The sequence below is a fragment of the Vibrio sp. 10N.286.49.E11 genome, assembly GCF_041469505.1.
Lineage (GTDB): Bacteria > Pseudomonadota > Gammaproteobacteria > Enterobacterales > Vibrionaceae > Vibrio > Vibrio crassostreae_C.
Window position 1 is genome coordinate 21,994 of the sequence record NZ_JBFRKQ010000061.1, and the last position, 26,948, is coordinate 48,941.

22 protein-coding genes are annotated in these 26,948 nt (G+C 45.6%); 8 read left to right on the top strand and 14 right to left on the bottom strand.

All coding sequences use genetic code 11. The features are described 5' to 3' along the window. Positions 1–203: 203 nt before the first annotated feature. The gene (locus AB4167_RS14860; protein ID WP_372136698.1) at positions 204–1,511 is read left to right on the top strand and encodes a TolC family outer membrane protein; all 1,308 of its coding nucleotides are present in this window, start codon (positions 204–206) and stop codon (positions 1,509–1,511) included. Then, positions 1,511–2,122, top strand: a complete 612-nt coding sequence (locus tag AB4167_RS14865) for an OmpA family protein (protein ID WP_136978082.1) — start codon at positions 1,511–1,513, stop codon at positions 2,120–2,122. The genes AB4167_RS14860 and AB4167_RS14865 overlap by 1 nt, the downstream gene beginning before the upstream one ends. Positions 2,123–2,397: 275 nt before the next feature. Here AB4167_RS14865 and nhaA read toward each other — a convergent pair whose 3' ends face one another. The 5 genes from nhaA to AB4167_RS14890 all read right to left on the bottom strand — a co-directional run bounded on the left by nhaA (position 2,398) and on the right by AB4167_RS14890 (position 9,579). Then, the gene (gene nhaA, locus AB4167_RS14870) at positions 2,398–3,564 is read right to left on the bottom strand and encodes a Na+/H+ antiporter NhaA (protein WP_010441484.1); all 1,167 of its coding nucleotides are present in this window, start codon (positions 3,562–3,564) and stop codon (positions 2,398–2,400) included. Positions 3,565–3,839: 275 nt separating this feature from the next. Continuing rightward, positions 3,840–4,988, bottom strand: coding sequence for a lipocalin-like domain-containing protein (locus tag AB4167_RS14875; RefSeq protein WP_017068753.1), 1,149 nt, complete (start codon positions 4,986–4,988; stop codon positions 3,840–3,842). Beyond that, entirely contained in the window at positions 4,978–7,431 is a 2,454-nt protein-coding gene (locus AB4167_RS14880) for an ABC transporter permease (protein WP_137001714.1), read from the bottom strand. The genes AB4167_RS14875 and AB4167_RS14880 overlap by 11 nt, the downstream gene beginning before the upstream one ends. Beyond that, complete coding sequence (locus AB4167_RS14885; protein ID WP_017060385.1) at positions 7,412–8,083, bottom strand: ABC transporter ATP-binding protein; 672 nt, start codon at positions 8,081–8,083, stop codon at positions 7,412–7,414. Before AB4167_RS14885 ends, AB4167_RS14880 begins: the two co-directional genes overlap by 20 nt. Positions 8,084–8,205: 122 nt before the next feature. After that, entirely contained in the window at positions 8,206–9,579 is a 1,374-nt protein-coding gene (locus AB4167_RS14890; protein ID WP_372136699.1) for an MATE family efflux transporter, read from the bottom strand. A 98-nt stretch (positions 9,580–9,677) separates the two neighbouring features. Between AB4167_RS14890 and AB4167_RS14895 the strand changes: the two genes are divergently transcribed. Next, positions 9,678–11,108, top strand: coding sequence for a DUF2867 domain-containing protein (locus tag AB4167_RS14895; protein WP_372104065.1), 1,431 nt, complete (start codon positions 9,678–9,680; stop codon positions 11,106–11,108). 124 nt (positions 11,109–11,232) lie between these two features. On the opposite strand, the gene AB4167_RS14900 is transcribed toward AB4167_RS14895, so the two are convergent. The 3 genes from AB4167_RS14900 to rsuA form a co-directional block, all read right to left on the bottom strand. Continuing rightward, positions 11,233–11,892, bottom strand: a complete 660-nt coding sequence (locus AB4167_RS14900) for a DUF2913 family protein (protein WP_017060382.1) — start codon at positions 11,890–11,892, stop codon at positions 11,233–11,235. Further along, positions 11,892–13,109, bottom strand: coding sequence for a Bcr/CflA family multidrug efflux MFS transporter (locus AB4167_RS14905; protein ID WP_017060381.1), 1,218 nt, complete (start codon positions 13,107–13,109; stop codon positions 11,892–11,894). The genes AB4167_RS14900 and AB4167_RS14905 overlap by 1 nt, the downstream gene beginning before the upstream one ends. A 200-nt stretch (positions 13,110–13,309) precedes the next feature. Then, on the bottom strand, positions 13,310–14,005 hold the full coding sequence (gene rsuA, locus AB4167_RS14910) for a 16S rRNA pseudouridine(516) synthase RsuA (RefSeq protein WP_017060380.1): 696 nt from the start codon (positions 14,003–14,005) through the stop codon (positions 13,310–13,312). A gap of 97 nt (positions 14,006–14,102) precedes the next feature. On the opposite strand from rsuA, the gene AB4167_RS14915 reads away from it, so the two are divergent. From AB4167_RS14915 to AB4167_RS14930, 4 genes are all read left to right on the top strand, one after another. Beyond that, positions 14,103–15,845, top strand: a complete 1,743-nt coding sequence (locus AB4167_RS14915; RefSeq protein ID WP_136982096.1) for a DEAD/DEAH box helicase — start codon at positions 14,103–14,105, stop codon at positions 15,843–15,845. 180 nt (positions 15,846–16,025) lie between these two features. Then, positions 16,026–16,424 (top strand): PepSY domain-containing protein, encoded by a 399-nt coding sequence (locus AB4167_RS14920; protein ID WP_137001717.1) that lies wholly within the window; start codon positions 16,026–16,028, stop codon positions 16,422–16,424. Between the two features lie 81 nt (positions 16,425–16,505). Beyond that, on the top strand, positions 16,506–17,165 hold the full coding sequence (locus tag AB4167_RS14925) for a response regulator transcription factor (protein ID WP_017060377.1): 660 nt from the start codon (positions 16,506–16,508) through the stop codon (positions 17,163–17,165). Positions 17,166–17,269: 104 nt separating this feature from the next. Then, a complete protein-coding gene (locus tag AB4167_RS14930; protein WP_017068035.1) occupies positions 17,270–18,616 on the top strand; it encodes an ATP-binding protein in 1,347 nt (448 codons plus the stop codon). 77 nt (positions 18,617–18,693) lie between these two features. Here the strand turns inward: AB4167_RS14930 and AB4167_RS14935 are convergent, their stop codons facing one another. After that, a complete protein-coding gene (locus AB4167_RS14935; protein WP_136978087.1) occupies positions 18,694–20,001 on the bottom strand; it encodes an LssY C-terminal domain-containing protein in 1,308 nt (435 codons plus the stop codon). A 14-nt stretch (positions 20,002–20,015) separates the two neighbouring features. Next, positions 20,016–20,744 carry a glycosyltransferase gene (locus AB4167_RS14940; RefSeq protein ID WP_017070601.1) on the bottom strand — a complete coding sequence of 243 codons (729 nt, stop codon included), beginning with the start codon at positions 20,742–20,744 and terminating at the stop codon, positions 20,016–20,018. Positions 20,745–21,111: 367 nt separating this feature from the next. Here AB4167_RS14940 and rplY point away from each other — a divergent pair, with 367 nt between their 5' ends. Next, on the top strand, positions 21,112–21,390 hold the full coding sequence (rplY, locus tag AB4167_RS14945) for a 50S ribosomal protein L25 (protein WP_017060373.1): 279 nt from the start codon (positions 21,112–21,114) through the stop codon (positions 21,388–21,390). 502 nt (positions 21,391–21,892) lie between these two features. On the opposite strand, the gene AB4167_RS14950 is transcribed toward rplY, so the two are convergent. The 4 genes from AB4167_RS14950 to AB4167_RS14965 form a co-directional block, all read right to left on the bottom strand. Continuing rightward, positions 21,893–22,822, bottom strand: coding sequence for an aminoimidazole riboside kinase (locus AB4167_RS14950; RefSeq protein WP_017060372.1), 930 nt, complete (start codon positions 22,820–22,822; stop codon positions 21,893–21,895). A gap of 30 nt (positions 22,823–22,852) precedes the next feature. Next, positions 22,853–23,971 carry a carbohydrate porin gene (locus AB4167_RS14955; protein WP_372136700.1) on the bottom strand — a complete coding sequence of 373 codons (1,119 nt, stop codon included), beginning with the start codon at positions 23,969–23,971 and terminating at the stop codon, positions 22,853–22,855. Positions 23,972–24,050: 79 nt separating this feature from the next. Further along, positions 24,051–25,487 carry a sucrose-6-phosphate hydrolase gene (locus tag AB4167_RS14960; RefSeq protein ID WP_372136701.1) on the bottom strand — a complete coding sequence of 479 codons (1,437 nt, stop codon included), beginning with the start codon at positions 25,485–25,487 and terminating at the stop codon, positions 24,051–24,053. Between the two features lie 45 nt (positions 25,488–25,532). Continuing rightward, positions 25,533–26,897: a PTS transporter subunit EIIC gene (locus AB4167_RS14965; protein WP_136982093.1), complete on the bottom strand. Its 1,365-nt coding sequence runs from the start codon at positions 26,895–26,897 to the stop codon at positions 25,533–25,535. Positions 26,898–26,948: the final 51 nt, after the last annotated feature.

Consider the following 26,948-nt stretch of genomic DNA (forward strand, 5'->3'; position numbering starts at 1 on the left):
TTCAACACATCTACTCGAAGCTTGCCACCTGTCACAACTGATAAATTAATCAATAGCGATAGAGACTTACATTCGAAATAAAGCCAACAAACTTAGCAATTTCTAGCAGATGTCCTAAGCTTCGTTTAATACCCTTCTCAATTAAGTAGTTAAACGCTTGTTGGGAAGCGGCGGGAGCTTTTAAAAGTAGAAGGAGACCTACTTTGAGACTGTTGAAATTACCTATTATGTGTTGCTTAGTTATTGCAGCTCCACTCTCTGCTCAAACTTTAGAACAGGCCGTAGCCATTACCTTGGCTACAAACCCTGAGATAAAGAGTATCTTTAATGAGTTTGTGAGTGTACGGAAACGAAATGACGCCGCAGGTGGTGCTTATAGACCTAGTATCGACCTGGATGCTGGTATTGGCTATGAAGGCATAAACCCTGCGCCAAACAACGGTCCTGATACCGATCTCACACGAAAGGAAGCCACCATATCCCTCACTCAGTTGTTGTGGGATGGTTCGTCGACTCTCAATGATATTGACCGTACTGCCGCAGAAGCGGAATCGGTTCGCTTACAATTACTCGCGGATGCCGAAGACAAAGCGCTAGAGGTCACACAGATCTACCTGGATGCAGTCAAAGCAACTGAAGTTTTAGCCCTTTCGGAAAGTAACCTTGCTATCCACAAGAAAATCTATAAAGACATCAAAAAACGAGCAGCCTCAGGCATAGGCTCAACCGCAGATGTATCTCAAGTAGAAGCTAGGATTGCAAAAGCGCACGGCAATTTATTAGCCGCACAGAACAACCTAATTGATACCCACACTCAATTTAGAAGAATAGTGGGTCAAGAACCGCTTGGCTTGGTCTACCCAAGAGCCGATATTTCTATGATTCCTCTGTCATTATCAGACGCGCTTGTTGATGCTCTGGACCAACACCCAGTCATCAAAGTCGCGACTGCAGATGTCGATTCAGCGCACTTCCAGTACAAACAATCAAAAGGGGTTAACTACCCGACGTTCTCTATCGAGGCATCTCAATCATGGCGAGATGATGCTGGAGGCGATGAAGGTTCGAGCCAAGAGACTTTGGCAATGTTGAGAATGCGATACAACCTCTACAACGGTGGTACCGATAGTGCTAATTCAGAAGCTGCAGCTTACCAACTCAATAAAGCAAAAGATCTAAGAGATCGTGCTTATCGACAAGTTGAAGAAGGCCTTCGCCTCTCTTGGAGTGCATTGGATCTGACGTTACAACAAAAGAACTTCTTGTCTGATCACGTGGATTCGGCGTCAGAAACCGTTATCGCTTATGAGAAACAATATCGAATCGGCAAACGTACGCTACTTGATCTGCTTAACACTGAAAACGAATTGTTTGAAGCCCGCAAAGATTACTTAGATGCGCATTACTCTGAACAGTACGCTAAATACCGTGTAATGAACGCGACAGGCTCTCTATTGAACGCTCTACTGGTCGACATTCCAGACGAGTGGACAACGGCAGTGGAGTATTAATGATGAAGAGACCTTATTTATTACTTTCCGCATTAACGATAACGCTATGTGCATGCTCTAGCCAAAATGAAGAGCCCTACATAGAAACGCCAGAAGCGGAGCAAATTTCTGACCTGCAAGACGATGATAACGATGGTGTGGTCAATGCACGAGACACCTGTCCTGGCACACCAGAGTCGTCTCTGGTAGACAACGAAGGCTGTGGAGAGACGGTTAGCTCGCAAGAAGTCAGACGGCTGAACATCCTTTTCGCCAATGACTCCTATGAAGTTAACCCTATCTTCTCAGATCAAATAACTACCATGGCTGAGTTCTTAGAAACCTACCAAAGTGCATCGATAGAAATTCAAGGTTACGCCAGTAAAGTCGGCGCGAGTGAATACAACTTAGAGTTATCAAAGAAGCGCGCTCACCACGTTGAAGATGAATTATTGTCGAATGGTATAGACCCGAGCCGAGTAAGAGTTGTCGGTTACGGTGAAAACCGCTTAGAGAGCGATGGCAACGATGCTACTTCTCATGCACTGAACCGTCGAGTAACAGCAACGGTTGTCGGGCTGAATGAGCAGATCGTCGAGGAGTGGACCATATTTACCACGCTAGAAAAATAACATGACACTGTCACTCTGGTCATCCAAAACGATCCGCAATTCATGCCGATCAAAATAATGAGTTGAATCTAGGAGTTTTAGATCATCAATAACTAACCAAACTAAAAATACTAGCAGTTAGGATCAATAAAGCCGAGATAGGAACCCCTATCACGGCTTTTTTGTTCTTTGCTGTCACATGAATCGGGGAGGATGATTCTGTGACTCGTCTTGCTACTCAGAAGTTAGCTTGTTAATCAGTGAATAGGCTCGCCGTTAAACGAGCCTACCGCTGATTATAGTTTTACTTCTTGTTGCTTTGCTGTTTTCGGTAAAGAAACGCTTAGCAGGAAGTAACCTAGAATTGCAGCTGTTGTAGATCCCATCAGGATGCCTAGTCGAGCTAGTGTGTCAAACTCTACATTCGTTGGGCCAAATGCTAGTGATGAAATAAAGATAGACATTGTAAAACCAATACCACACAGGACAGATACTGCGAAGATGTTCATAAAGTTCACACCTTCAGGGAGCTTAGCAACACCCAATTTCACCGCACCCCAGCTGAATGCAAAGATACCAAGAGGCTTACCAATCAATAGACCCATAGCGATACCAAGCGGTAGCATACCTGTTAGGCTTGAGATTGAGATACCTTCCAATGAAATACCTGCGTTTGCAAAAGCAAAGACTGGCAAGATTGCAAAAGCGACGTATGGGTGCAGAGCATGTTCTAGATGCTTCAGCGGAGAATGTTCACCTTTATTACCTTTCAGTGGGATAGCAAAACCAATTACTACACCAGCCAGCGTTGCATGAACACCAGACTTCAATACTGCGAACCACAGAATTGCACCAACAATGAGATAAACACTCAGCTTAGTCACATGCTTGTTGTTTAGCATGAACAACACACCAGTCGCGATGAAGCCAACTGTAAGTGCAAGTGTTGATAGGTCGCCTGAGTAGAACAGAGCAATGATAACAACAACACCTAGGTCATCGATAATTGCCAGTGCTAGCAGGAATACCTTCAAGCTTACCGGTACACGGTTACCAAGAAGAGCCATGATACCCAATGCGAATGCGATATCAGTCGCTGCTGGGATAGCCCAACCTTGAAGCGCTTCAGGGTTACTTGAGTTAAATAGCACGTAAATAAGTGCAGGAGCTAACATACCACCCACAGCTGCGATAGCTGGGAAGATTGCTGTCTCTTTAGACTTTAATGCGCCTTCTAAAAGTTCGCGCTTAACTTCTAAGCCGATTAGAAGGAAGAAGACAGCCATTAAGCCATCGTTAATCCAGTGAGACACAGACATACCAAGAACGTAACTGTGAAGTACACCTTGGTACATTTCGTTCAGTGGTGAGTTTGCTACAAACATTGCGATCGCCGCAGCGATGACTAGTATGATGCCGCCAGCAGATTCCATTTTAAAGAAGTCACGGATGACGTCGGTCATGATTTCGCCCTTATATTTATTATTTAAATAAACGAATAACAAAGAATAACCACGAGTTTATATCCAAGTTTAATTGATAGATAATCACTTCTTCGGATGTTTAACTTCGGTTTTTCCTACAAATACTAAACAATACGTCGTATATTCCATAATGTTGTTATGCACCATGAATTAAGTATAGATGAGAGCATCGAACCTGTATGCACAATTCATTGGGGGACGCTAAAAGGCGCAGGCATAAAAAAAGGCTATCAAATTATAGCCTTAGGTGTTTTTTAGTAGCCAGTTAACTGCATAAAGCCTGTCGCTTCATGACTCCCGCTCGCCTTAATCGGCCCTTCCCAATATGGTATGACAAATGGAAGCCACATATCCCTGCGTATAATACGCGTTGTGAGGTTAATATCATGCTTAGGGACGTTAATGATCCACTGCAAAGGCATCCGTCTTCCATTCATCAACGTTGTATTTTGCAATGGTTGAATGGAAATGTCGGATTCCGTTAATTGGTAAACTTTGCCTGAGCGCGTTGCTAATGTCCCGAATATGTAAGGCAACTGTTGGTTATGACGATAGCGGTTAATGCTCAGCGCTGTGCCGTCATCGAGGTTAAATACAAACCAATCCCAACCTTGTTGGCCCACTCCAAGTAAGCCACTGCCCCACTCTTTATGTACCCACGCAGTTCCTTCCACTTCCTTGGTAACGCCGTCTAGGTTCAACACACCACTCAACGATAAAAATGGAGCGCTGAAGTTATAAGACGCGACAGGTAATAAGTCGTGCTTTTTCTGATAACCGTTATCGCCGTTGAGCACATAGGGCCCTTTTGCAATGGTGTCGAGTTCAAGTCCAAACGTGTCTGTTTGCACTTGAAGGCGTCCTGGGAATGGGGTGTTGCCGAGTGCACGCCAGTTCCAGTTATCAATCCAAAGCCTGAATGGACGATTAGTCATTCCCGCTTGGCCAATGCCGCCACGAGCCATGCGCTGTTCTTTCCATACTTTGGACTTAGAAGAGACCACTACATTTGAGATATAGACTTGAGGGCTTTGCCACCCTGGTGTTTCACGTTCGTCCGTTGCGATACGGAAAAAGCTCCACTGGACCGAATAGTCTTTACCATCATCACCTTTCAAAGATGCAAAGTAATGCCACCACTCGTGCTGAAACTCTGGGTGGAACTTAAAATCTTGTGGTAGCGAAACATTACGGTCTGGCAAAACAGGTTCGAACACATTGAAGTGTTCATTAACCAATATTGAGTTAACTTCATTCACGCCCTTTTCACCAGGATCGATGAAATAGGAGTAATAACCCCAAACACTTAAAAAGATGCCGAAGAAACTGATTAATAGCAGAGAAGACAGAATTCGTTGTCTTAACTTAGTTGAAGTATTCCGTAAAAACATACTAAAGCGCATCCCTCAGTGACTTCATCGGAGTGTTCCGAATCATTCTCATCACTGGTAAAGCACCAGCTAGCATCAATGCTGCCATGGCCCATGCAAATGTCTGCAAATAGTCCCAAGGAATCACTTGTAACTCAAGTGACCACCCAAAAGACTGCTTTATCACGATATCAACAATTAGGCTCGCTAGCGCTAATCCGAGCGGAATCGCAATTAAGGAGGAAATAAGCCCAAACACAAACAACTGCAAACTACCTGTCAGGATCAGTTCTTTCGCCGAGACACCCAAACAGCGCTGCAAGGAAATATGCCTTTGGCGAGACACTTCTCCCGCAACCGTCGCAAAGAAAATACCGAAGACGGCGATAACCAAGGTGATGTTACCTAATGTATCTGCAATCGCGAACGTCCTATCGAACACCCGCATCGCTTGACTGTGGATGTTGTTGTTATCGAAAACGCGCTCGGAGCCAAGCCTGAATACGCTTTCTAATCGGCTGCGAAGCCCTAATGAATTCACATCGTCTTTGAGTATTACCCCAAGGCCGACATTACCCCGCCCTGCAAAGCCATACAGCCAGTTTCGATGCGACATCATGACTTGATGGTAAGGATTACCGTAATCGTAATAAACACCGACAACCTGCCAACCAGAGCCGAGACTATCATAGAGGTCAATGTAGTCGCCAGGGCGAATCCCCAGCTTGAGAGACATCGATTCACTGATCAACACGCCTTTAGAGTGATGTAAGTGATACCAGTAATTCGGAATACCTAATTTGATCGTCAGCGCTTCTAGCTCACCTTCAGAAGGCCCCGTACTGACCACCTGAATACTACCGACTGGAGACGCCACATCTTTCTCCCAACGCCACCAAACCGAATCCACTTCAGGTTGGTCAGATAACCAATTACTCATACGAGCAGCGGCATTGTTGGTTGGGTAGATATACAGATCGGCAGCCAAACGCTGTGTTAGCCATTTATCAGTGGTATCTCTAAAGCTACCGACCATGGTTTCTACACCAATATTGGCTGTTAAGGCTAACATAAACGCCATCGTCGCCACGCCACGGTAGCTCATACTGGAAGCTGCATCAGCAAAGAACCAGCGAGCACGAACCCAGCGCAACGAATAAGAGAGGCTGTTAAATAACTTCCACATCAAAAACGGGGTAAATAGCGCCACACTGATCAGCATTAGCGCGATAATCGCAAAACCCGTTTCTTGAGTCTGAGGGGCTTGATACACAGCAACAGCAGCAACCAAGAAGCCACAGCCAATCAACGCTTGCCAAGTGAACTCGGTACCCGCAAAACGCATCAAAGACAAACGAGAAGACAGACGAATCGGTTGAGACTTAAGTAAACGAACCAGTGGCCACGCACACGCTAAGAAAGCACCAATCAATGCCATCAGTAAGCTGTAACCACTCCAACGCCAATTCCAGTCGATCGTTAAGCCGACGTTAGCGTCGTATAAATCGCCCAAGCTTGAAGATACGGCAGGTAACAATTGGTTTGCTAGCATCACGCCAAATACATTGCCGCATATCCAGCTCAGTAAAACCAATAGCAGTAACTCTAAACAGAGCGCTTTAGTCAGTTGCCAACCAGACACACCCGTTTGTCTTAAAATCCCGACTAACGGTTGACGCTGAATAAAAGAAAGCGACATTGCTTGATAGAAAATGAACAAGCCAACCACAAACGACAGCATACCCATCGCTTTTAGGTTTAAGTGGAACGCACTGGTCAGCGACTCAAGCTCTGCCTTAGAGCTACGAGAGATCGTCAAACCATTAGGTAACATATTTTTAAGACGTTCAAACTTCTCAGTGGGCATGTCTGAACAAGCAATCACTGAAAGCCCAGCACTGCGTTTAAGCATTCGGAGCAAGGAGATATCCGCAATCAACCTTGTACCATTAATCATATTATTTTGATCAACAACCACAGGACCAAGTTCAGAACCATCCATCAAAGGGATGTAATCACCGTTGTGCCATTCCATGTGTTCAGCAAGATCATCACTGACAAGGATTGGATATGGTGGCTTCATGAGGTTCAAAGCGGTGAGATCTTTTAACGCTATACCAGGTTGTAGCTGAAGCATAGAAACAGGATCTATACCGACAACCATGAAGTTTGCGCCATTTTCATCAGTGATACGATGGTGATCAAGAGGAGAACACTGTTGAAAACCTTCACGGCGAAGTTGGATATAAAAGCCTTGCGGGATTTTATTGGCGTTGTGTTTTGGTCGAATACGGTAAGGAAGAGGATTCGAAAAGAGTTTTTCGCCATGCGCATAGCTTTGCTTGGCGTGTTGGTTGATAGCAGTAACACCAACCAAAAGTGATACGCCGAGGGTTAAACCAAGCCATACCAAAATAATCTGCAGTGGGTAACGTCGATAGTGACCGAGTAGTGCCTTAACTACGGGCCATAACATGCAGTTGCCCTCCTTGCAGACGGATCCTACCATCCATATGCAGAGCTACTTTTTCACTGTGTGTTACCAACAGCAACGTACATTCTAATTGACGAGCCAAAGAGGTCAGCAAACGCATTACCGCTTCTGCATTACGCTCATCTAAACTACCGGTCGGCTCATCGGCCAGCAATATTTTTGGTTCCATATACAGCGCACGCGCAATGGCCGCACGTTGTTGTTGGCCACCAGACGCTTCTTCAGGGTAACGGCCAAGTAAAGGCATAAGATCTAAAGCAGAGAGAATCTGTCTCCAGAGACCTTTGTCTTCAGGTAAGCCTTTTAACTGGCGGCAAAAACGGATGTTATCGGCAATATTTAACGTTGGCAGTAAGTTGAATTGCTGAAAAATATGGCCAATGTTGTTTCTGCGATAAGCGGTGCGGTCACGCTCGGTTGAGTCGTGCATATTGAAGTGAGGAAAAGCGATTTCACCTGAGTCCGCTAGGTCTAAGCCCGCGATAAGATTCAGTAAAGTACTTTTACCTGAACCGCTTTCTCCCATTAATGCCAGCTGGTCACCTTGGTTTAATGTTAATTCAGCACCTTGCAAAACAGGGTGAAACTCCCCCCCATCGACATAGCCTTTACATAGGTCTGACAGCTTTAACATTAAACAGCTCGCATTAGTTAGAATTTGGAAGGAGAATCTACACTAATTCCCTGTTAGGAGGAAGTATTTTGAAAGATAGATCACACGCCAACGATAAAGTGATGCGATTGGTGCGCCCTACTTCAACTTCCTATCAAGTTTTTAATCCATTTTCTTGTTTTCATGCGATAGAGCGACCCGCCCCACTTGAGGACTTCTTCCGTTAGGAAAAGCAGATATACCCACTCAGGTGGAAACTTAAAATAGATAGCCGCGATGGCTGCCAATGGGATACCGATCACCCACTGAGCAATCAAATCTTGATAGAGGCAGAAATTCACATCACCACCCGCTCTCAACACCCCAACGATCACAGTCAATGGCACCGAGCGAATGACAATACCCACACAGAGGATCAGAATGAACTTCTCTGAGAGGGCTCTGGTTTCTTCCGTCAGTGCGCTAAAGGCATTAAGTATTGGCGTTTGAACGAAATAGAGAAAAACGGCTACAACAATACTAGTTAAGAAACACAAAATTGTTAAGCCAAGCGCTTGATAGTAAACCGCTTCATTGTTTTTCGCACCAAGTTGATTACCCACCAAAACAGCTGCCGCATTCGAAAGGCCAATCAATAAACTCAATGAGATAGATTCAACCGGCGTCATGACCGATAGCGCAGCCAGACCTTGAACGCCCGATTGCCCCATGATCGCGTGGTAAGCAAACAAACCACCCGCCCATGCTAAGAAGTTAAACGTGGTCGGCAGAGACAGCTTCAAGAAGCGAATCACCTTATCAATCGAAGCTGCCGCTTTAATATCGCAAAACTTAAATGCTAATAAATGCTTAGAGAAATAGAGATAACCAAACAAAGTCGCGACTTCAATCGCGCCACTCAGTACCGTCGCAATCGCCGCACCTTTGATTCCAAGCGCAGGAAAGCCTAAGTTACCGAAGATCAGCACCCAGTTTAAGAACACGTTAGACAGGATGCCGATACCGCTGAAAAATGTACTTAGCCCGGGTTTGTGCATCGCTCTCAAACCCACAGCCATACTGCTGACACACGATACCGCTAGCATGCTAAATGACGTAATTACGATGTATTCAACGCCTAAGTTGATGACCTCTTGAGAGTCGGTCGTCACGCCCATGATTTGTGCAGGAAATGAAACGAAAAACGCGATAGTCAGTAAAGCAAACAGTGTCGACACCAGCCACGTCAGCGCAGTGCTTTCTCTCACACCTTGTCTGTTACCCGCGCCCCAATATTGAGCAGTAAGAAGAGCACCGCCCGTGGTAACACCCACCAGCATAATGGTCGTCACGAACATCGCTCGGCTCGCCACCCCCACAGCTGCAATGTCTGCTTCGCCAAGTTGGCCCAACATCAATACATCCACCAAGCCTCGGCTTGAAAACATAATGCTCTGCAAGGTGATGGGCAGTGCAATCGCAATAAGCCTGCGAACAAAATCACCTCGTGTGTGATGAATAATTGAAGAGAGCAACATAGAGAGATACCTAAACGGAACGTATTGATGAATAAAGATAAATATCGCGCTATTATATCAATGTTCGGTTTTTAACCACAGATATAAATGGAGTAACAATGAAGAAAGTACTGGTTTTAGGCGCTTCTGGATATGTTGGTTCGCAACTCCTCCCTCTCCTGCTTGAGCAAGGCTATCAAGTTACGGCAGCAGCAAGGCATATCGACTATTTAAAGGCACGGACCGAGCCTCACGAAAGCTTATTGCTTGAGTATCTTGATCTGGCCGATCAAGCTGCGACACAAGCCTTAGTCCCCGACTTTGATCTTATCTTCTTTCTCGTCCATGGCATGGCGGAAGGCCACGACTTTATCGATTATGAGCTGAACTTAGCCCGTAACTTTGTTTCTGCTCTTGGGCCAAAGAATCAACACGTCATCTACCTGAGTTCTTTACAGCCTCAGACTGGTGATTCAGAGCACCTTCAAGCGAGAAAGAAAACCGGCGAATTGCTTCGTAAAGGGCCTGTACCCGTTACCGAACTTCAAGCTGGCGTGATCATTGGCCCAGGATCTGCGGCATTCGAGATCATGCGAGATTTCGTGTACAACTTGCCGATTATGATTGCGCCAAAATGGGTTGACTCTAAAGCCAACCCGATTGCTTTGCAGAACCTGAACCACTATTTACTAAAACTCGCACAAGACACGCCTAGCGAAAGCCAAACCTTTGAGGTTGGCGGGCCGGATATTGTCTCTTACCGAAACCAATTTGCTCATATTGCCAAAACCGCCGATCGTCCACTCAGGCTATGGGCGACATCGCTACTGACACCAAAGATTGCTTCATATTGGTTAGGCGTGGTGACTTCTGTACCGTCTAACATAGGTAGAGCACTACTTGCAGGCTTAAAGCACGACTTCATCGCCAGTTCGACCATCATTAGAGAAAAGTACCCTCAAAAGCTTATCTCGTTCGAAAATATGGTTGAACAAGCCATTCACGCTGAAGGAAACTTTGTCAAAAGCAATGTATGGGGCTTTGATAAAACCGCATTCAAACGCTGGCAAGCTGGGTATGGCTATTACCCGAAGAAAACAGGCGCAAGTATCACCTCAAGCGCTTCATTGGAATCGCTTTGGCATGTTGCTCAGCAAATCGGAAGCCCGAAGCAAGGTTACTTCTTTGCTAACACTTTATGGCGCACACGCGAATGGTTGGATGTTCTTTTCGGTGGCGGTGTACCGGTTCGACAAATGCCAGAAGGGCCCAACCTAAAAGTCGGTGACAAAATCGATTCATGGAAGGTCATTCGCTGTGAAGAGAATCAGTTTTTATCTCTGCTTTTCGGTATGAAAGGCCCCGGTTTAGGGCGACTCGAGATTACTGTCTCTGACCACGGTGACTCTCGCGAGCTGAATATCTCGGCTTGGTGGCATCCAAAGGGGTTTCTAGGGTTACTGTATTGGTTTGCTATGATGCCAGCCCACCTGTTTATTTTTAAAGGCATGGTGAAGGCAATTGAGAAGCAGGCTAAAGAACAGGATTAAAAGCAGATGCGGGATTCGAGTGACGAGATGCGAAAAGATTAAAAGCAAATTAGCGACACGTGCTATGAGAGACAAAAAAGAGCGGATAATTCCGCTCTTCGTATCTCTCATCTCGAATCCGCTATTAGCCGATAACGCTAATTGGGATCTCAGCCAGTTGGTTGCCTTGGTTAGCAGGGTAAACGATGTATTCACCGTGATACTTCACCGCAGACTTATAGTCCGTTACTTTGTGAAGCATGAAGCCCGCTTCCATCGCCGCTTGGATGAACTCAGCATGGTTGCCACGAACAAACCAGTTCATTGGCTTAACCATCAACTCCCCGTCGAAAGAGTCGTCACACTGTTTACCGCATAAAGCAAAAGAGTGCTCGCCATCGGTGAAGAATTGAATCTTGCCGCCAGTCGTTAGCTCGTCTTCACTCGATACGCTCCAACCCATCTCGTACATTTTGTCCATGAACGCTTCAACATCACTGTCTTTTAGCGTTTTAGGCTCTTCGCCTTCAGGGAAAAAACGTCCGTAAAACGCAGAAATACGTTTAAAGGTAAAAGTTAAATCAGAGTTGTTGCCTTTTGAGCGACCCTGTTTCTGCCAGCGAACTAAGTCAGGCACAATCACGCGATCATAAGCTTGAGATTTAATCGCTTTTGTTACCCAACGAACAAGATAAAGGTTGTTCGCGATAGGTGCGTCGATCGCTTTACCAGACTTATGCAGAGCATACAGCTCGCCCAGCGCATCGTTCACTAACTTCTGAATTTCAATATAGTATTTTGACATTATGCCTTCTTTCCTAATGTCCAATATAGTAATGCTGACAGTATTGCACATGCTGCCATCATCATAGCCATTGGCCCTGCAGTGTCACTTGGTAGCATTGCAACAATTGCCCCCACTACAGAACCAGTACCAAATCTTAATGTGCCTGCAAGCGAAGAAGCTGTGCCGGCCATATTCGGGTATCCGCTTAAAAGCAGTGCCATTGAGTTACTACCAATGGTAGACAGTGTGCCGATAAACAGCATCACGAATGGCACAATACCCCACAAACCGATATCTAACATCCAACCGACTAACAGACCTAAGCCCGCAAACAATTGAATGGTTAAACCGACTCTGAGCATAGCGTGAGAGCCCACTTTCTTAACGATTCGACCGTTGATGCTCGTCATCAAGATCATAGCAACAATATTCAAGCCGAACAGGTAGCCAAACAGATCAGGGCGAACGCCATAGATATCGATGTAAACGAATGAACCTGCCGTTAAGAACGCAAACATCCCTGAAAATGAGAATGCACCAGAGAAAATCAGGCCCATCGCCGTTGGGTTCTTACACAGTCGAGCATAGTTACGAATCGTTGTTTTAAAGCGCAATGGTTGTCGGTTTTCTGCAGGAAGCGTTTCTGGGATCTTCATCGATACCGCCAGAATCACGATCACCGCAAAAATAGCCAGAACCCAGAAAATTGAACGCCAACCGAACCACAACGCTAAGTAACCGCCAATCATCGGAGCAACCAATGGCGCAACTGTCATCACCAAAGTAACGAAAGACATGGTTCTTGCGAAATCTTCACGATCGAACATATCTCTTACCACCGCTTGGATGATAACGGCCGCCGCAGCACCAGCAAAACCTTGAGCGGTACGGATGTAAGTCAGCGCTTCAATGCCATGAGTTGTCGCACTCACCATAGAAGCGATAGCAAACAAGAACACACCAATAAGCAGTACAGGCTTGCGACCATAGCTATCCGCCAACGGGCCATGCAGCAACTGCCCCAGCGCGAAACCTGCGGTATAGGCTGTTAGCGTGATTTGTACCTCACCCGCCGTCACACCAAGATCTTTAGCAATGGTCGGCATCGCTGGCAGATACATATCAATGGCTAGCGGAGTAAGTGCACCAATCGCACCTAGAATCAAAAACAGCACTAAGCCTAATTGAGGTGTTTCTAGTTGGGAGCTTTGGCTCTGTGAGGTCGATGTTTGCATGGTTCTCCGAATGTTCAACTGATAGAGCTAGGGACTAGCGTGAGTACGCGAGTCAAAGATTGGCTGAGACTTTCCTAGTACCAGTCAACATCATCAGCCGACGCTATCCATGGTCGGCTTTACAACGAAAGGGCTATTTCCAGCAAAAGTGGTCTCTTGTTAAGAACAATTTCTTGTTAAGAGCAACTTCTAGCTAAGGACTACTTCCAGATTGAATCGACTTCTTCTTGCGTTAGGTAACGGTATTCACCTAACTCTAAAGATTCGTCCATCTCAATTTCGCCAATACGTTCACGGTGTAGTGCTTCTACCTTGTTACCAAGAGCAGCAAACATACGTTTAACTTGGTGGTATTTGCCTTCGTGAATCGTTAGCAGCACTTCACGCTCTGCACGAACTTCTAGGTGTGCAGGAAGTGTTAGGCCATCTTCGCTCTTAAGCTGGATGCCCTCTTTGAATTTTTCAACGTAATCGTCTTCAACAGGTTCAACCAACCACACACGGTACGTCTTCTCGCACTTGTGCTTTGGCGAAGTGATACGGTGAGACCACTTACCATCGTCTGTAATCAACACAAGACCTGTTGTATCAATATCTAGACGACCAGCAAAGTGCAGCTTGTCCATTTTTATTTCATCAAGTAATTCAAACGCGATACGATTTGCGCCATCTTCATGCGAACAAACAAAGCCTTCTGGCTTATAAAGCATGATGTAACGTGGGCCGTGAACATTCAGTTCATTGCCTTGCCATTCCACAACGCACTCTTCAGTTACCTTGAGTGAGCCGCTTTTTTGAATGACATCATTTACTGTCACTGCCTTGGATTTTAATAAGTGTGTTGCTTCTCTTCGAGTGACGCCTAATGCATCGCACAGAAATTTATCTAAACGCATGAATACCTCAACTAATCTAAGTCGGGTATTATAGTCACCTTTGCTCAATTAGTTGAGCTATTTCACACTATTTGTTTTCCTTCTTACAAGACGCGATATGTATACACTCCGCCCGTACCAAGCTGATTCTGTAAAATCAGTGATTCATTACTTCAGAAAACACCAAACTCCGGCAGTGCTCGTGCTTCCGACAGGTGCAGGAAAAAGCCTTGTGATTGCAGAGTTAGCAAGGCTTGCGAAAGGTCGAGTGTTGGTGCTTGCTCACGTAAAAGAGTTGGTTGAACAGAACCATGAAAAGTATGAAGGTTACGGGCTGAAAGGCTCGATTTTCTCTGCGGGTTTAGGACGCAAAGAGACCGACCAACAAGTCGTGTTTGCTTCGGTGCAATCTGTGGTGCGAAATCTCGATTCATTCTCTAACCAATTTTCGCTGTTGGTTATCGACGAATGCCACCGTGTTCCCGATGAAAAGACCAGTAGTTATCAGAAAGTCATCACTCACTTACACGAGAATAATTCGGGCATCAAGGTGCTTGGATTAACAGCGACCCCATATCGTCTTGGGATGGGTTGGATTTATCAATACCACACTCGCGGTCAAGTGCGTTCAGATGAGCCACGTTTCTTCCGCGACTGTATCTTTGAGCTGCCGATTCGTTACCTGCTCGATGAAGGTTTCTTAACTCCTGCACGCATAATTGATGCACCCGTGTTGAGCTATGACTTTTCGCAGTTAAAGCCCGCGAGCACTGGTCGCTACAAAGAAGCAGAACTCGACATGGTGATCGAGCAATCGAAACGAGCGACCCCACAGATTGTCGATCAGATTATTCACCTAGCCCAAGATAAACTAGGCATCATGGTATTCGCTGCGACCGTTCGACACGCGCAAGAGATCCTCGGCTTATTGCCAGAAGGTGAAGCTTCAATTGTGATTGGTGATACACCAACTCTCGAACGTGACCAAATTATCAGCGACTTCAAAGAACGTAAAATCAAGTTCTTGGTTAACGTATCGGTATTAACCACAGGTTTTGATGCGCCACACGTCGATTTAATCGCGATTTTGCGCCCGACAGAATCCATCAGTTTGTATCAACAAATCGTTGGCCGTGGCTTACGCCTATCTCCGGGTAAAAAAGAGTGTTTGGTGCTCGACTATGCGGGCAACAGTTACGACCTCTACCAACCTGAGGTTGGCGACCCTAAACCCGATTCAGACAGTGAAATCATCACCATCCCTTGCCCTGCGTGCGGCTTCAATAATAACTTTTGGGGCAAGCTAGACAGCAATGGCTTCTTGCTTGAGCACTTTGGGCGCAAATGCCAAGGCTACTTTACCGATGAAGACACGGGCGAGCGCGAGCACTGTAATTATCGCTTCCGAGCGAAATATTGCGGTGAATGTGGTGCTGATAATGACATTGCTGCGCGCATTTGTCATGAGTGCGATGCAACCTTAGTCGACCCAGACAAAAAGCTAAAAGAAGCACTGAACCTAAAAGATGCCTTGGTATTTGAATGCTTGGAAATGGACCTCAACGTGCTTAAAGACGAGAAAGGTAAATCACAACTTAAGGTCACCTATCGCGGAGAAAACCAAGCGCAAGTGCATGAGTTTTGGTCATTAACCAGCAAAAAGCAGAAGCAGAACTTCAAAGACCAGTTTGTTCGCCCTCACCTTGCAGACAGACATCGCCCTTTCGAAGAAGCCTCACCGACGAAAGTGGTTGCTCACCAACATAGATTCCGCCCACCTCAATTCGTGATTGCCCGTAAAGTCGGACGCTTTTGGAAAATGAGAGACAAGATATTCGAAGACGAACTACAGCAGCGTTAAGGTTAAGAATAAAAGTAAGTCTTACGTTCTTAACACTCGGCAATTAATCTTATGTATTAAAGCCTGCGCCATTTAAGCGTTAAGTTTTTCGGTATCAAATTCTCATTATTAATCAGGTTCACTTTCTGTTCAGAATTACTTTTTTATACTGAACGCTATCAACCTTCTCTAGGATTCGCTATGTTTAGTAAAGCTATGATTTCTTTGTTTTCTATAAGCTTAGGCTTATTTGTTTCTGCTGGCGCATGGGCTGACTCACATCATAATGGTCATGAATTAGTGCAGGACGTTCATAAAGCAGGAACCAGCATCGAATTTGAAGAAGATCAAGACGAAGTCTATGAAGCCGTACGAGAAGGCTACATTCGCCCTTTCTCAGAAATGTATGCGGCGGTTGAAAACGATCTTCATGGCAGAATCATTAAAGTAGAACTAGAAGAAGATGACGACATTTGGGTGTATGAACTAAAAATCAATTACCAAAACAACATAATCAAAGTCGAATACAACGCTGAGACGTTAGAAATGCTTATGATCAAAGGCCGAAACTTTAAAGACGCAATTAAACACGGCGAATAATTCAGAGCCGCAACTTTACATTAATCACGACGAGCAATTAAGCACAACGAACAGTCATTAGAAGAAATTAGAAGAACAATTATGAAAATTTTAGTCGTTGAAGATGAGCCTCGTTTGGGCCAACAAATTATTGAAACACTTGAGGGGGCCGACTGGGTTCCAGAGCTCTCTCAAGATGGTATCGACGCACTCTACCGTGCAACGTCAGAAGAATGGGACGCGATTGTCCTCGATTTAGGTTTACCTAAGCTTGACGGCCTAACGGTATTAAAAGGCATTCGAGACGAAAACATCAACACGCCAGTGATTATCTTAAGTGCTCGTGACACGCTAACTCAACGTGTTGAGGGCTTGAACGCCGGTGCTGATGACTACCTAACTAAGCCATTTGAGATGGTCGAGCTGATTGCCCGTATCCGAGCTCAACTGCGCCGAGCATCAGGCAGTGCTGCTCCGATACTTCAAATCGGTGATCTAAGCCTAGACACACGCAGTTCTAAAGTGTTGTGGCAAGGTCAAGCAGTTAGCCTCACGGCGCTGGAATATAAAGTTGTCGCGTACTTCATGCATAACCAAAACAAGGTTATCTCGCGCACTGAGTTGGTTGAGCATATCTACAAGCAAGACTTCGACCGAGACTCAAACACGGTTGAAGTGTTCATCGGTCGTATTCGTAAGAAAATCGCACCAAAGATCATCAAAACCGTTCGTGGCCTTGGCTACCAACTGAATGCTGAATAGCTCAGTCGTCAATCACGCCAAGAGCAACCATTAATTAAGTGGACAGCCTGTTCTGATCATCGCAATACGATAAGTTACGATGAGCAAAGGCAGGTTGGAAATGCATGAATCTAAAGAAACGAACACTTAAAAACATCAGTTTAAAAAGCCGCTTGCTCCTTGCTGCGGCTTTTTGGCTAGGTGCGATGATATTAGCGGCTGGTGTCGGGATTCCGAAACTGGTTAACGACTACCTCGTCGATGACATGAAGCAGCAGCTTGGCTTAACCATGGATGAGTTAACCGCCAATATCGAAACCAATGACAGTGGTAACCTGATCATGGCAGAGCGTCTGTCTGATCCTAGGTTCAACCAGCCCTACAGTGGTATTTATTGGCGCGCCGCTACCCAAGAGCAGATCATTCGATCTCGCTCGCTATGGGATAAAGACCTCACCATCAAGCGTTCACCGATTCACACATCAGTCAAAGGGCCAGAGAAAGAAAAGCTGATTTACATCGAGCAAGATATCTACCTGCCTGAACTGAGCGACCCTGTCACGATCACCATTGGTATTGATGAAGATCCATTAGAATCCACACTGACAGAGCTTACTGGTCAAGTCTGGTTGATCCTAATGTTGCTGTTTGTTGGCGTGCTGATGTTGATCGGTATTCAAGTCAGTTGGTCGTTATTACCGCTCAGCAAGATGCAACGCGAACTGGTAATGCTAAGAAACGGCGAGCAACAAGGGTTAAGCGATAACTACCCGAAAGAGGTTTCTCCATTAGTCTCTGACCTCAATGCCCTGCTCTTTCACTATCAAGAGTTATTAGAACGAGCTCGTAACCACGCGGGTAACTTATCTCATGCGTTGAAAACACCGCTTTCAGTTCTAAAAAATGAGATAGAGCGACTTCCAGAGGATGACAAGGCACTGCTGCAACAGCCCATTCATCAGATTCAAAGCCAAATTGATTATCACCTTGGCCGCGCTCGTATGGCAGGTGCAATGAACATTCTTTCGGTGAAGTCTTCACCTTGTGAGCGTGTCGAAGCTATCTCAATGGCGTTTGATAAAGTCTACGCTGCCAATGAAGTCACCATGATTAACGAGCTAGACTCTGAGATTGAAGTGGCGGTAGAAAAAACCGACCTTGATGAAATGGTCGGCAACCTACTCGAGAACAGTTACAAGTGGGCTGGCAGCATTATTCGCGTCCATGCAAATGAACTCGACGATGGCAACATAGAGTTGGTGATTGAAGATGATGGCCAAGGCATTCCTGAAGAGAAGCTTGAGCAAGTGACCAAACGTGGCGTCCGACTTGATGAAACCACACCAGGAACAGGCTTAGGGCTTAATATCGTAAATGAAATGGCACACAGTTACCGAGGCAGCCTAACGCTCAGCAAGAGCTCAATGGGCGGCTTAAAAGCTTCTCTGGTGCTTAAAGTAAGTAAAGGCTGAACAAGCTAAGTAAAAGTTAAACACAATAAGCCCTAACGTAATGCTAGGGCTTAATTCTATCGACCTTATATACAACTCTATATATCGTTCACAGCAACATCCAAAGTTTGTGAATTATCACTAAGGGTCGTTGCTCCAATCGTTAATACCCGGCCATCAGTGTAATAGTCATGATCGTCATTGATCACTTCCACCGTTGCTAATGGGTACTTGTCTAACTCGATGTCTGGTAGTAACGTTCGTATCTGATTAGCAAGCCGATCTCGCTCTTCATCAACATTAGGGTCAATGTTATGAAGCACGGTCACAATGCCTGAGTAAGGCGTGACTTTAAGGCCATCATCATAGCTAATTGCGCCTAACCACTGAGGCTGGTTACTTTTAATATCAACACCTGCACGCCACCAACGAATATGGCTGCGCTTCATCAGGTTACCCGGCAATTGAAAAGCCATATCTTGCGGCTTGTCTCGCCAATATAAATCAGACACTGGCGGCGTTTTTTCTCTAAGCAATGCGAGATAACCAACCCATTCAATCTCATTTCGAGAGAAGGTTTGATTCTCTATCCAGCCTAATTGCTTCATTAAGTCTCTTGGGGTTGCTCCAACATAAATTACGTTGATCGCTTGCGCCGAGTAGAACGAAGATTTACCGGGGAACGCTTTATAGGTAACCGAGTTCCAGTCGACTTTGTTTATTTGAGCCGTATCTGGTTGATTCTGAAAGTCATCCGCTTTCCAGAAAAAGTGAGCGTAGTTCGCAAACAATACCCACGCCAACAACAGCGCACTAGACTTAAGTACTAAGCATCGCCACTTCATTCGGTAACCGATAATGGTGAAGACTAATACCGCGAACACACCAACGATCAAGCTATTATGCTCCGAGATAAATATCTTAAGGCTATTAAGCCACGGGAAGTTTTCAACGCCGTGCGCCAGTAACATGCCCCAAGCAATGAACTGCCCTCCACCAAGGGCCAAACCGATAAACGCCAACACACTAAAATTACGCCACGGTACACGATGCGAGCCAGCTATAAATGGCACAACCCAAGCGATAGGCCCTAATAAACGAGCAAAAAGAATGATGTATGTGCCTTTGCGAGCAACCAGATAGCGGCAGCGCGCAATTAATCTTTTGGTTTTAGGGCGAAACTTAATGAGCCTTCGTTGCACCTTAACACCGTATTTATAACCAATGAAATAACTGAGTTGATCACCAAGCAAACCACCTAGCATCACCAAAACCAACGCCATCCATGCACCTGAATACAGTTGAAAGCCCGCTGCGATAAAGAACGGCTCTCCCGGTACAAATAGGTTTGGGCCAATGAGAGCATCACCCAATGCTCCCAGAAACAACCCTAGTCCATCAAACATAACAACCTCAACGCTTACTGTTCTTTGTAGTGACCAAACTTGTAGTTCATCTCGTTATTACGCATTTCTCCTTTAAAGAAGCGTCTTACATTGGCTTTAAGATAAGTAGAGCCTGTCTTCACAACGCCATCTTGGTCTAAGCGACGTGGGTCAAAACCAAAAGTCATATTTAGGAATCTAAATCGCCATGTTTTGCTCGCACGTTTTACGTAGTCACAATCTTCACACAGGACGATCTCTTCATCAAAACCGCCGATCTCATCATGCGCCCGTTTAGTCGAGAAAATACATGCGCCAATCGCCGTCGGGAAAAAGAACTGAGTAGTAAACAAGCCTGCGTTAAATAGCCCGTAACCAAACTTGTGTACAAGCGGCAAACCTTTCGAGCTCATGTACACACCCGCCACTTCAAGCTTCTTCTCTTCTAGTTCATAAAGCGCTTTCGCAAGGAAGTTTCGAGGCAAGCTCACGTCAGCATCTAAGAAAAGGATTCGGTTGTATTGCGCCAATGAAGCACCCGTGTTTCGGCCAAGGCTCACACCACGGTTTTCCATGTGATGCACCGTTAATTTTGGCAACGCGTTTTCATAAGCTTGCGCCACTTCTCTGGTGTTATCTTCACTGTTCGAGTCGACAACAATCACTTCAAACTCTTGGTGGGTTTGCACGCTCAACTCTTCCATTAAGCGGCTAATGCGTTTCTCTTCGTTTAGCGTAATTACGACAATGCTTACCGGTTTCATATTTTCACCTATTCATTCTGCTGTTTAATTAACACTAAGATTAACGAACTAAGACTTAACCAAGTCTTAGGCAAACATTCATTTTCCGTTCATTAACTTGATGATTTAGCAGTGATATAAATAGATAAGGATTGCGATGTAAAAGGGAGTAAAATGCGCTAAACAAGCGTTAGCGAACGTTTTATCTCCAAACGAACCCATTATCGAAGGAAATTCACTTTGAGATGGGCTTCTGACTTGCTCATATTGGAATGTGATGTTAGTATCCGCGCTCGCTTAAGCATGAACTTTTATGTTTAAGCATTACCACACACTCAAGGTCGCATTGAGGTGTGAAGTTAATTTTTACTAATTTGAGAGTAAAACTATGAAATTTGAAGCAGTAGTACGTACTGAACTAGGTAAAGGTGCGAGCCGCCGCCTACGTCACGCTGGTAAATTCCCAGCTGTAATCTACGGTGGCGAAGCTGAAGCTGTAGCTATCGAACTTGTTCACGCTGACGTGATCAACCAAATGGACAAGCCTGAATTCTACGAAGCAATCACTCTACTGATTGACGGCGCAGAAGTTAAGGTTAAGCCACAAGACGTTCAACGTCACGCGTTCAAGCCAAAAGTTGAGCACATGGACTTCATCCGCATCTAATTCCCTACCAAGGAATAAGATTGGATTAATCCAGCCTTCTGCATAGAAAAGATAATCGATCTTACCAGTCGAGAAATCTAGAAATTCGAAACCCCGATGCTACCAACATCGGGGTTTCACCGTTTTTGAGCCCTCAAAAACGTCGTAAATCTCGCTCAATACACTGAAAATAATCAACTTTCCCCTTCCCCACTTTATCTCAGCTTTGCTTGGGTGGACGAAAGGTGGACTTATACAGTAGTTTTTCTTGTTTAAAATGCTAGGCATATTTCTAACCAAATTTAAATATAGGAAAAACTGTCTAAGTCGTTTCTGGACAAACATCAGCCTCAGAAAATCGAACATTAGCAATTTATGAATAACTACAGGTATGGAAAGTCATTAATAATGAGCAAGTAAAGAACAAGCACCTTCAGTTATGTTGCGGCATATTGCCCACTCTTTAGATAACAAAAAGTCGCTCTTGTTGAGCGACTTTTTTCAGAAAGTGAAAAGACAATAATCACAACTCTCTAACTAACTTCGTAAGTTGAGCCAAACTTGGCAGTGCCGTCATAGCACCTTTTTGCGTCGTCGCAAGTGCGCCACAGCCGTTACCCCAGTGCACCGCAGCTTCAACCTGACTCCAAGAACACCAGTCCGTATTCTGAGACAGCTTGGCTAGCAAGCCTCCAACGAATGCATCACCAGCACCTGTTGTATCAATAACTTGTTCAACTTTAGTGCCCTCAATCACTCGACGTTCACCATTGTAAACCGCCAACGCACCACGAGCGCCTAGCGTCACGATGATCAGCTTGTTAGGCGCCGCATTTAATGCATCTAAAGCCGTATCGAGGGTATCAGTGTCTGTCAGGAACGTCAGTTCTTCTTCAGAAAACTTCACTACGTCTGCCAGATTGACCGCATTCATCACCACTTCTTGGATCTGAGATGGGTCTGACCATACCTCATCTCTTAGATTAGGGTCAAAGCTGATGAAGCCGCCTGCTGATTTCATTCGCTTCATCGCTTCAAGCGTTGCGCTGCGTGATGGCTCGTTAGCCAAAGCGATCGAACAGCTGTGCATCCATTGCCAAGATGCAAATGTTGGGATGTCTTCGACGCTGAAAAATTGGTCGGCGCTTGGCTTAACCATAAAGGTAAAGCTGCGTTCACCATCATCATCTAAGTCGACAATCACCGTAGATGTTCGCTGAGCTTCATCCAGCAGCATGTCATCGGTATTCACCTTCTCATCCGTTAGGGTTTGCTTCATAAAGCGTCCTAGCGGATCTTGCCCAACTCGACCAAAGAAAGCGGTATCACCACCCAATCGAGAGATGGCCACAGCAACGTTTGCTGGTGCGCCACCAGGGCATTTTAAATAACGAGCCTCGCCATCTGGAATCAAATCCACAACAGCATCTCCAGTTACCCAAACCTTGTTCATATCACTTTGCCTCTAGTAACGACGTTTAAATTAGAATTCGTAGAACAGACGTACACGAGCACCGAAATCGTCTTCTTCAGCAAAGGCGGATGCGTCCGATTGTTGGTCCAGTTTGTTATCAACCATCGTGTAGTATGTACCTAGAAGAATTGAAAAGTCTTGTACTTCAAGTACATCACGGAATGCGTAAGATGCATACCATGTTGATACGTTTACGTCGCCTTCAGCCCAAGAAGAAAACTCTTTGTTTTCATACTCATTGATTGCGTGAATGTAGCCTAGGCCAAAGTTATTCCAAAGTGCGTTAACACCCGCTGTTAGGTTGTTTTCGTCTACAGCATCCATGTAAGCAACATTCGCATTTACACTCCAATCGCCGTTGGTCCAGTTACCAGTCAAGCCGTAACCCGTACGATCTGAGATATCAACACCATTCGCCACAATCGCGTCTGAAACTAGGTTGGTTTCCACCGAAGCGGCTACCTTGAAATCACCCATTTGGTAAGCCACAACTGGGCGCACTAGGAATGAATCTTTAACTGTGTCGATTTGCTCACCGTGGTATTTACCTTCAATGCCGCCATCGAACAAGTTAGAGCGGTCACCGAGCATTGCGCCGACTTCAACATACAAGTTGCCAAAAGTTTGGCTGTACATAATTTGGCCGTCTGAGCCGCGACCACGCGCCTCTTTCGCTTGGTACGTGTAAGCCGCACCGTCTGAATACAGGTCGTTCGCTGTGTCACCTGAGTACTCTAGGAATACATCAAGACCAACAGGGAACATGTCGTAAGCTTCAAAGCGACCCGCTTTAATAGCCCAATCGTCTTTCTTACCAAACTCAAAGTACGCATCATCCAGTGCAATATTGCCTGTGCTCTCAAACAAAGGCTGTGCTTTCACACCCACATAGTGACCATTGCTCGTGTACTTTTCGCCAGCAAATTCAATTAGAACGCGGCCGTCTTGGTTAAATTCGCTGTCATTATTATCGTGTGATTCACGGTCTTGGTAGTTGAAGTTCAACTCCACGTTACCGCCAACAGAGAAGTTACCTTCTTCCGTATCAACAATGCTGATTCCAGCGTTCGCTGTCATTGCAGCCATTACTGAAGCCGCAGCGAGCGACATTTTTAGTGTATTTTTCATGCTAAACCCTATATTTTGGCAATAAGAGGCCCTCCCCGACGAGGGCCTTATTTTTTGTTTTGGAATAATTTATTGGTGGCTAGCGAGCAGCCTGTATCGCAGACATGTAATGCAGTGCGCCAGTCGCATTATTGAGCGCGACCAGAGACAGCTCATCGATGAAGATGCGAGAGGTGAACACTGTCTTGCCGTTGTCAGCAAAAATTTCCATCGCTGAGTTATCGACAAAGATGCGAATAGTTTGTGCTTGCTCTAGGCGCTGTGCATAACGAACCGTGCCGTATGCTTCCGCGTGTAGATGTGAAACGTGAGCGCGGTCCAGAATCAGCTCATCGCGATCACCTTGGAACACCATCTGCTCACCTTTCTGGTTAGCCAGAGTCAGAGTGAAAGACTCATCCACATTCAGTTCTAACTCAAACGAACGTGACGTTAATTCCACCGGTATAGAGCCTTCAACATCCACTGAGTTTTGACGCAGCGCTTCAAGCTCTTTCAGTGGTGTCTGAATTAGGTAGCTACCATCAATCGTCAACTCACGTGGCAGAGTCAACATGTGTGCCCAGCCATTCTTATCGGTTGGGTAGTCACTTTTTGAGTTGCCCAGCCAGCCAATAAGGATGCGACGTTGTTGGTCATCCAGATAAGTTTGTGGCGCGTAGAAATCGAAGCCTTTGTCAAGCTCATGGTAGCCTTGGTTGTTGAAGACTTTTGATTCAAAATCAATACGTTCACCGACCATGTAAACCACTGAGAAGACGTTCTTAAGATCATACTTATTATCTGAGCTCACGCCTTGAGGTGAGAAGATATAAACCCCGTTTTCATCGGTTTCATAGTAATTAGGACACTCCCACATATAGCCAAAGTCTTCGAGACCCACATCGATGTCACCCATATGGTGGTAATCATCAATATCGTTGCCGTGATAATAAGCCAGCGTGCCCTTTTCGTTGTGATCTTGAGCGCCAATCAACATGTGATAATCGTTGTCACGACAAACCAGCACTGGGTCACGAATCTCTGCAGTGTAGGCATTTGGATCGAAATCCACGACTACGCCTTTCTTTTCCACGTTACCTTGCTTGTCCATAATCGCGAGAACTTGAGTCGGATGACGTTGATCATTCTCCTTTTTCAAGTTCGCCGTGTAGAAAATGTACAACTGGTCATCGTGTGGTACACCAACACCGGTATAACAACCATGATGGTCGTAATCTTGGTCTGGGTACAACGCGATACCGCGGTCAGTAAAGTTCACGAAATCTTTGGTCGATACGTGGTACCAGTGCTTCAAACCGTGCACTGGACCAAGCGGGAACCACTGGTAAAAAATATGGTGCTCGCCATTGAAGTAACTCAAACCATTCGGGTCATTCAACAGGCCGTGCTTTGGTGCAATATGGTAGCTCGGGTAAAACGGGTCTGTTTGTGTTTTGTGCTCAATATCCGCCAAATACTCCTCGCTCACCTCGTGAATTCGGACAAAGCGGTTTTGACGATTAGAAAAATCCATAACAACTCCAAGAAAAAGATATTCACTCAAATGGGTGGTGAAAAATTATTTAGGCTCTTTGTAAAGCAGCTTTGTTAATGCGAAAGCCGAAGCCGCACCCACCAACATAACAAGCACATACATTCCTAGACCGCCGCCAAGGTAAAGCAGAATACCCGGTAACATAGTTGCGCCCGTACCCGCAGAGCCTATACCCGCAATCGCGCCCAAACAGCCACCTAACGCACCGCCAATACAGCCATACAAGAAAGGTTTTACGCGAGGTAGAGTAATCGCGAACATCGCTGGTTCAGTGATACCAAACAGAGCTGGCAACGCTGCACCAAACATACCTGTACGCTTCACTTTGTCTGTCTGCATCGACATCACCGCCATTGCCGCACCAAACTGGCCTGCGATTGCAGCGGTACCCAATGGGTTGATGTAGTCAAAGCCAGTGTCTGTCACCATCGCAATAGTGATAGGCACGATGGTGTGGTGCATACCTGTTACCGCCATGAATTGAATTGCGCCGCCGTAAATCAAGCCACCAATGCCATATGGGATTTGTAAGAAGTAGAGCACGGCTTCGGTAATGAGTTTTTCAATGCCGAGTAGGATTGGACCAACGAACACCAAGCCAGCAATCAAAGAGACCAACAACGTAATAAATGGTGTCAGAATCAAATCCAGAACTTCAGGGATGTGTTTGCGTGATGTGCGCTCAACTAAGGCAGCAAACCACCCCATAAACACCGCAGGAAGAATCGAGCTTTGTAAACCAGTCACCGCAATTTCGAAACCCATGAATGGAATCATCATCGCTTCGGCGTTACCAAAGGCGACATCCCATTTATTGGCGAGTTGCGGTGCCACCAGCATCAAGCCCAATACAATACCGAGCACTGGGTTACCACCAAACACGCGCATGGCAGACCATGTCACCAATACTGGAATAAAGATGAAGGCAGTATCGGTTAAAACTTGAGACAACGTATTTAACTGTGGCGACAGTTCAATACCGAAGCCGTTAACCAACAGCCCACGCAAGCCCATAAGTAAGCCAGTTGCAACCAACGCTGGGATGATGGCAACAAAGATGTCAGAGAAAGTACGTGTTACTGTTTGGAACGTGCTGACTTTGTCTTTTTTCTCTTCAGTTTGTGGGGCTTCTTCAATGGCTTCATTGCCTTTCATAATGGCAAAAACCTTACCCACAAATCCGGTACCCAAGATCACTTGGTGCTGACCATTTTGGAAGAAGTACCCGTGTACACCTTCTGTTGCGCTGAGTCCTTCAGCATCGACTTGTTCATCGTCCTTGGCCACAACACGCAGTCGTGTTGCACAGTGATTCAGTTGTGCGATATTGCCCTCACCTCCCAGCAAGGCCATAACTCTATTCGCTACAACTTTCGCATCTCGCGCCATAATTTTCGTCTCCAAAGAGTGCAAAGAAATAACAACCTGTATTTAACTTGT

Coding starts and splice junctions, on each gene's coding strand:
- AB4167_RS14865 (WP_136978082.1), top strand. CDS start 1,511: ATGATGAAGAGACCTTATTTATTACTTTCCGCATTAACGATAACGCTA.
- nhaA (WP_010441484.1), bottom strand. CDS start 3,564: ATGACCGACGTCATCCGTGACTTCTTTAAAATGGAATCTGCTGGCGGC.
- AB4167_RS14875 (WP_017068753.1), bottom strand. CDS start 4,988: ATGCGCTTTAGTATGTTTTTACGGAATACTTCAACTAAGTTAAGACAA.
- AB4167_RS14880 (WP_137001714.1), bottom strand. CDS start 7,431: ATGTTATGGCCCGTAGTTAAGGCACTACTCGGTCACTATCGACGTTAC.
- AB4167_RS14885 (WP_017060385.1), bottom strand. CDS start 8,083: ATGTTAAAGCTGTCAGACCTATGTAAAGGCTATGTCGATGGGGGGGAG.
- AB4167_RS14890 (WP_372136699.1), bottom strand. CDS start 9,579: ATGTTGCTCTCTTCAATTATTCATCACACACGAGGTGATTTTGTTCGC.
- AB4167_RS14895 (WP_372104065.1), top strand. CDS start 9,678: ATGAAGAAAGTACTGGTTTTAGGCGCTTCTGGATATGTTGGTTCGCAA.
- AB4167_RS14900 (WP_017060382.1), bottom strand. CDS start 11,892: ATGTCAAAATACTATATTGAAATTCAGAAGTTAGTGAACGATGCGCTG.
- AB4167_RS14905 (WP_017060381.1), bottom strand. CDS start 13,109: ATGCAAACATCGACCTCACAGAGCCAAAGCTCCCAACTAGAAACACCT.
- rsuA (WP_017060380.1), bottom strand. CDS start 14,005: ATGCGTTTAGATAAATTTCTGTGCGATGCATTAGGCGTCACTCGAAGA.
- AB4167_RS14915 (WP_136982096.1), top strand. CDS start 14,103: ATGTATACACTCCGCCCGTACCAAGCTGATTCTGTAAAATCAGTGATT.
- AB4167_RS14920 (WP_137001717.1), top strand. CDS start 16,026: ATGTTTAGTAAAGCTATGATTTCTTTGTTTTCTATAAGCTTAGGCTTA.
- AB4167_RS14925 (WP_017060377.1), top strand. CDS start 16,506: ATGAAAATTTTAGTCGTTGAAGATGAGCCTCGTTTGGGCCAACAAATT.
- AB4167_RS14930 (WP_017068035.1), top strand. CDS start 17,270: ATGAATCTAAAGAAACGAACACTTAAAAACATCAGTTTAAAAAGCCGC.
- AB4167_RS14935 (WP_136978087.1), bottom strand. CDS start 20,001: ATGTTTGATGGACTAGGGTTGTTTCTGGGAGCATTGGGTGATGCTCTC.
- AB4167_RS14940 (WP_017070601.1), bottom strand. CDS start 20,744: ATGAAACCGGTAAGCATTGTCGTAATTACGCTAAACGAAGAGAAACGC.
- rplY (WP_017060373.1), top strand. CDS start 21,112: ATGAAATTTGAAGCAGTAGTACGTACTGAACTAGGTAAAGGTGCGAGC.
- AB4167_RS14950 (WP_017060372.1), bottom strand. CDS start 22,822: ATGAACAAGGTTTGGGTAACTGGAGATGCTGTTGTGGATTTGATTCCA.
- AB4167_RS14955 (WP_372136700.1), bottom strand. CDS start 23,971: ATGAAAAATACACTAAAAATGTCGCTCGCTGCGGCTTCAGTAATGGCT.
- AB4167_RS14960 (WP_372136701.1), bottom strand. CDS start 25,487: ATGGATTTTTCTAATCGTCAAAACCGCTTTGTCCGAATTCACGAGGTG.
- AB4167_RS14965 (WP_136982093.1), bottom strand. CDS start 26,897: ATGGCGCGAGATGCGAAAGTTGTAGCGAATAGAGTTATGGCCTTGCTG.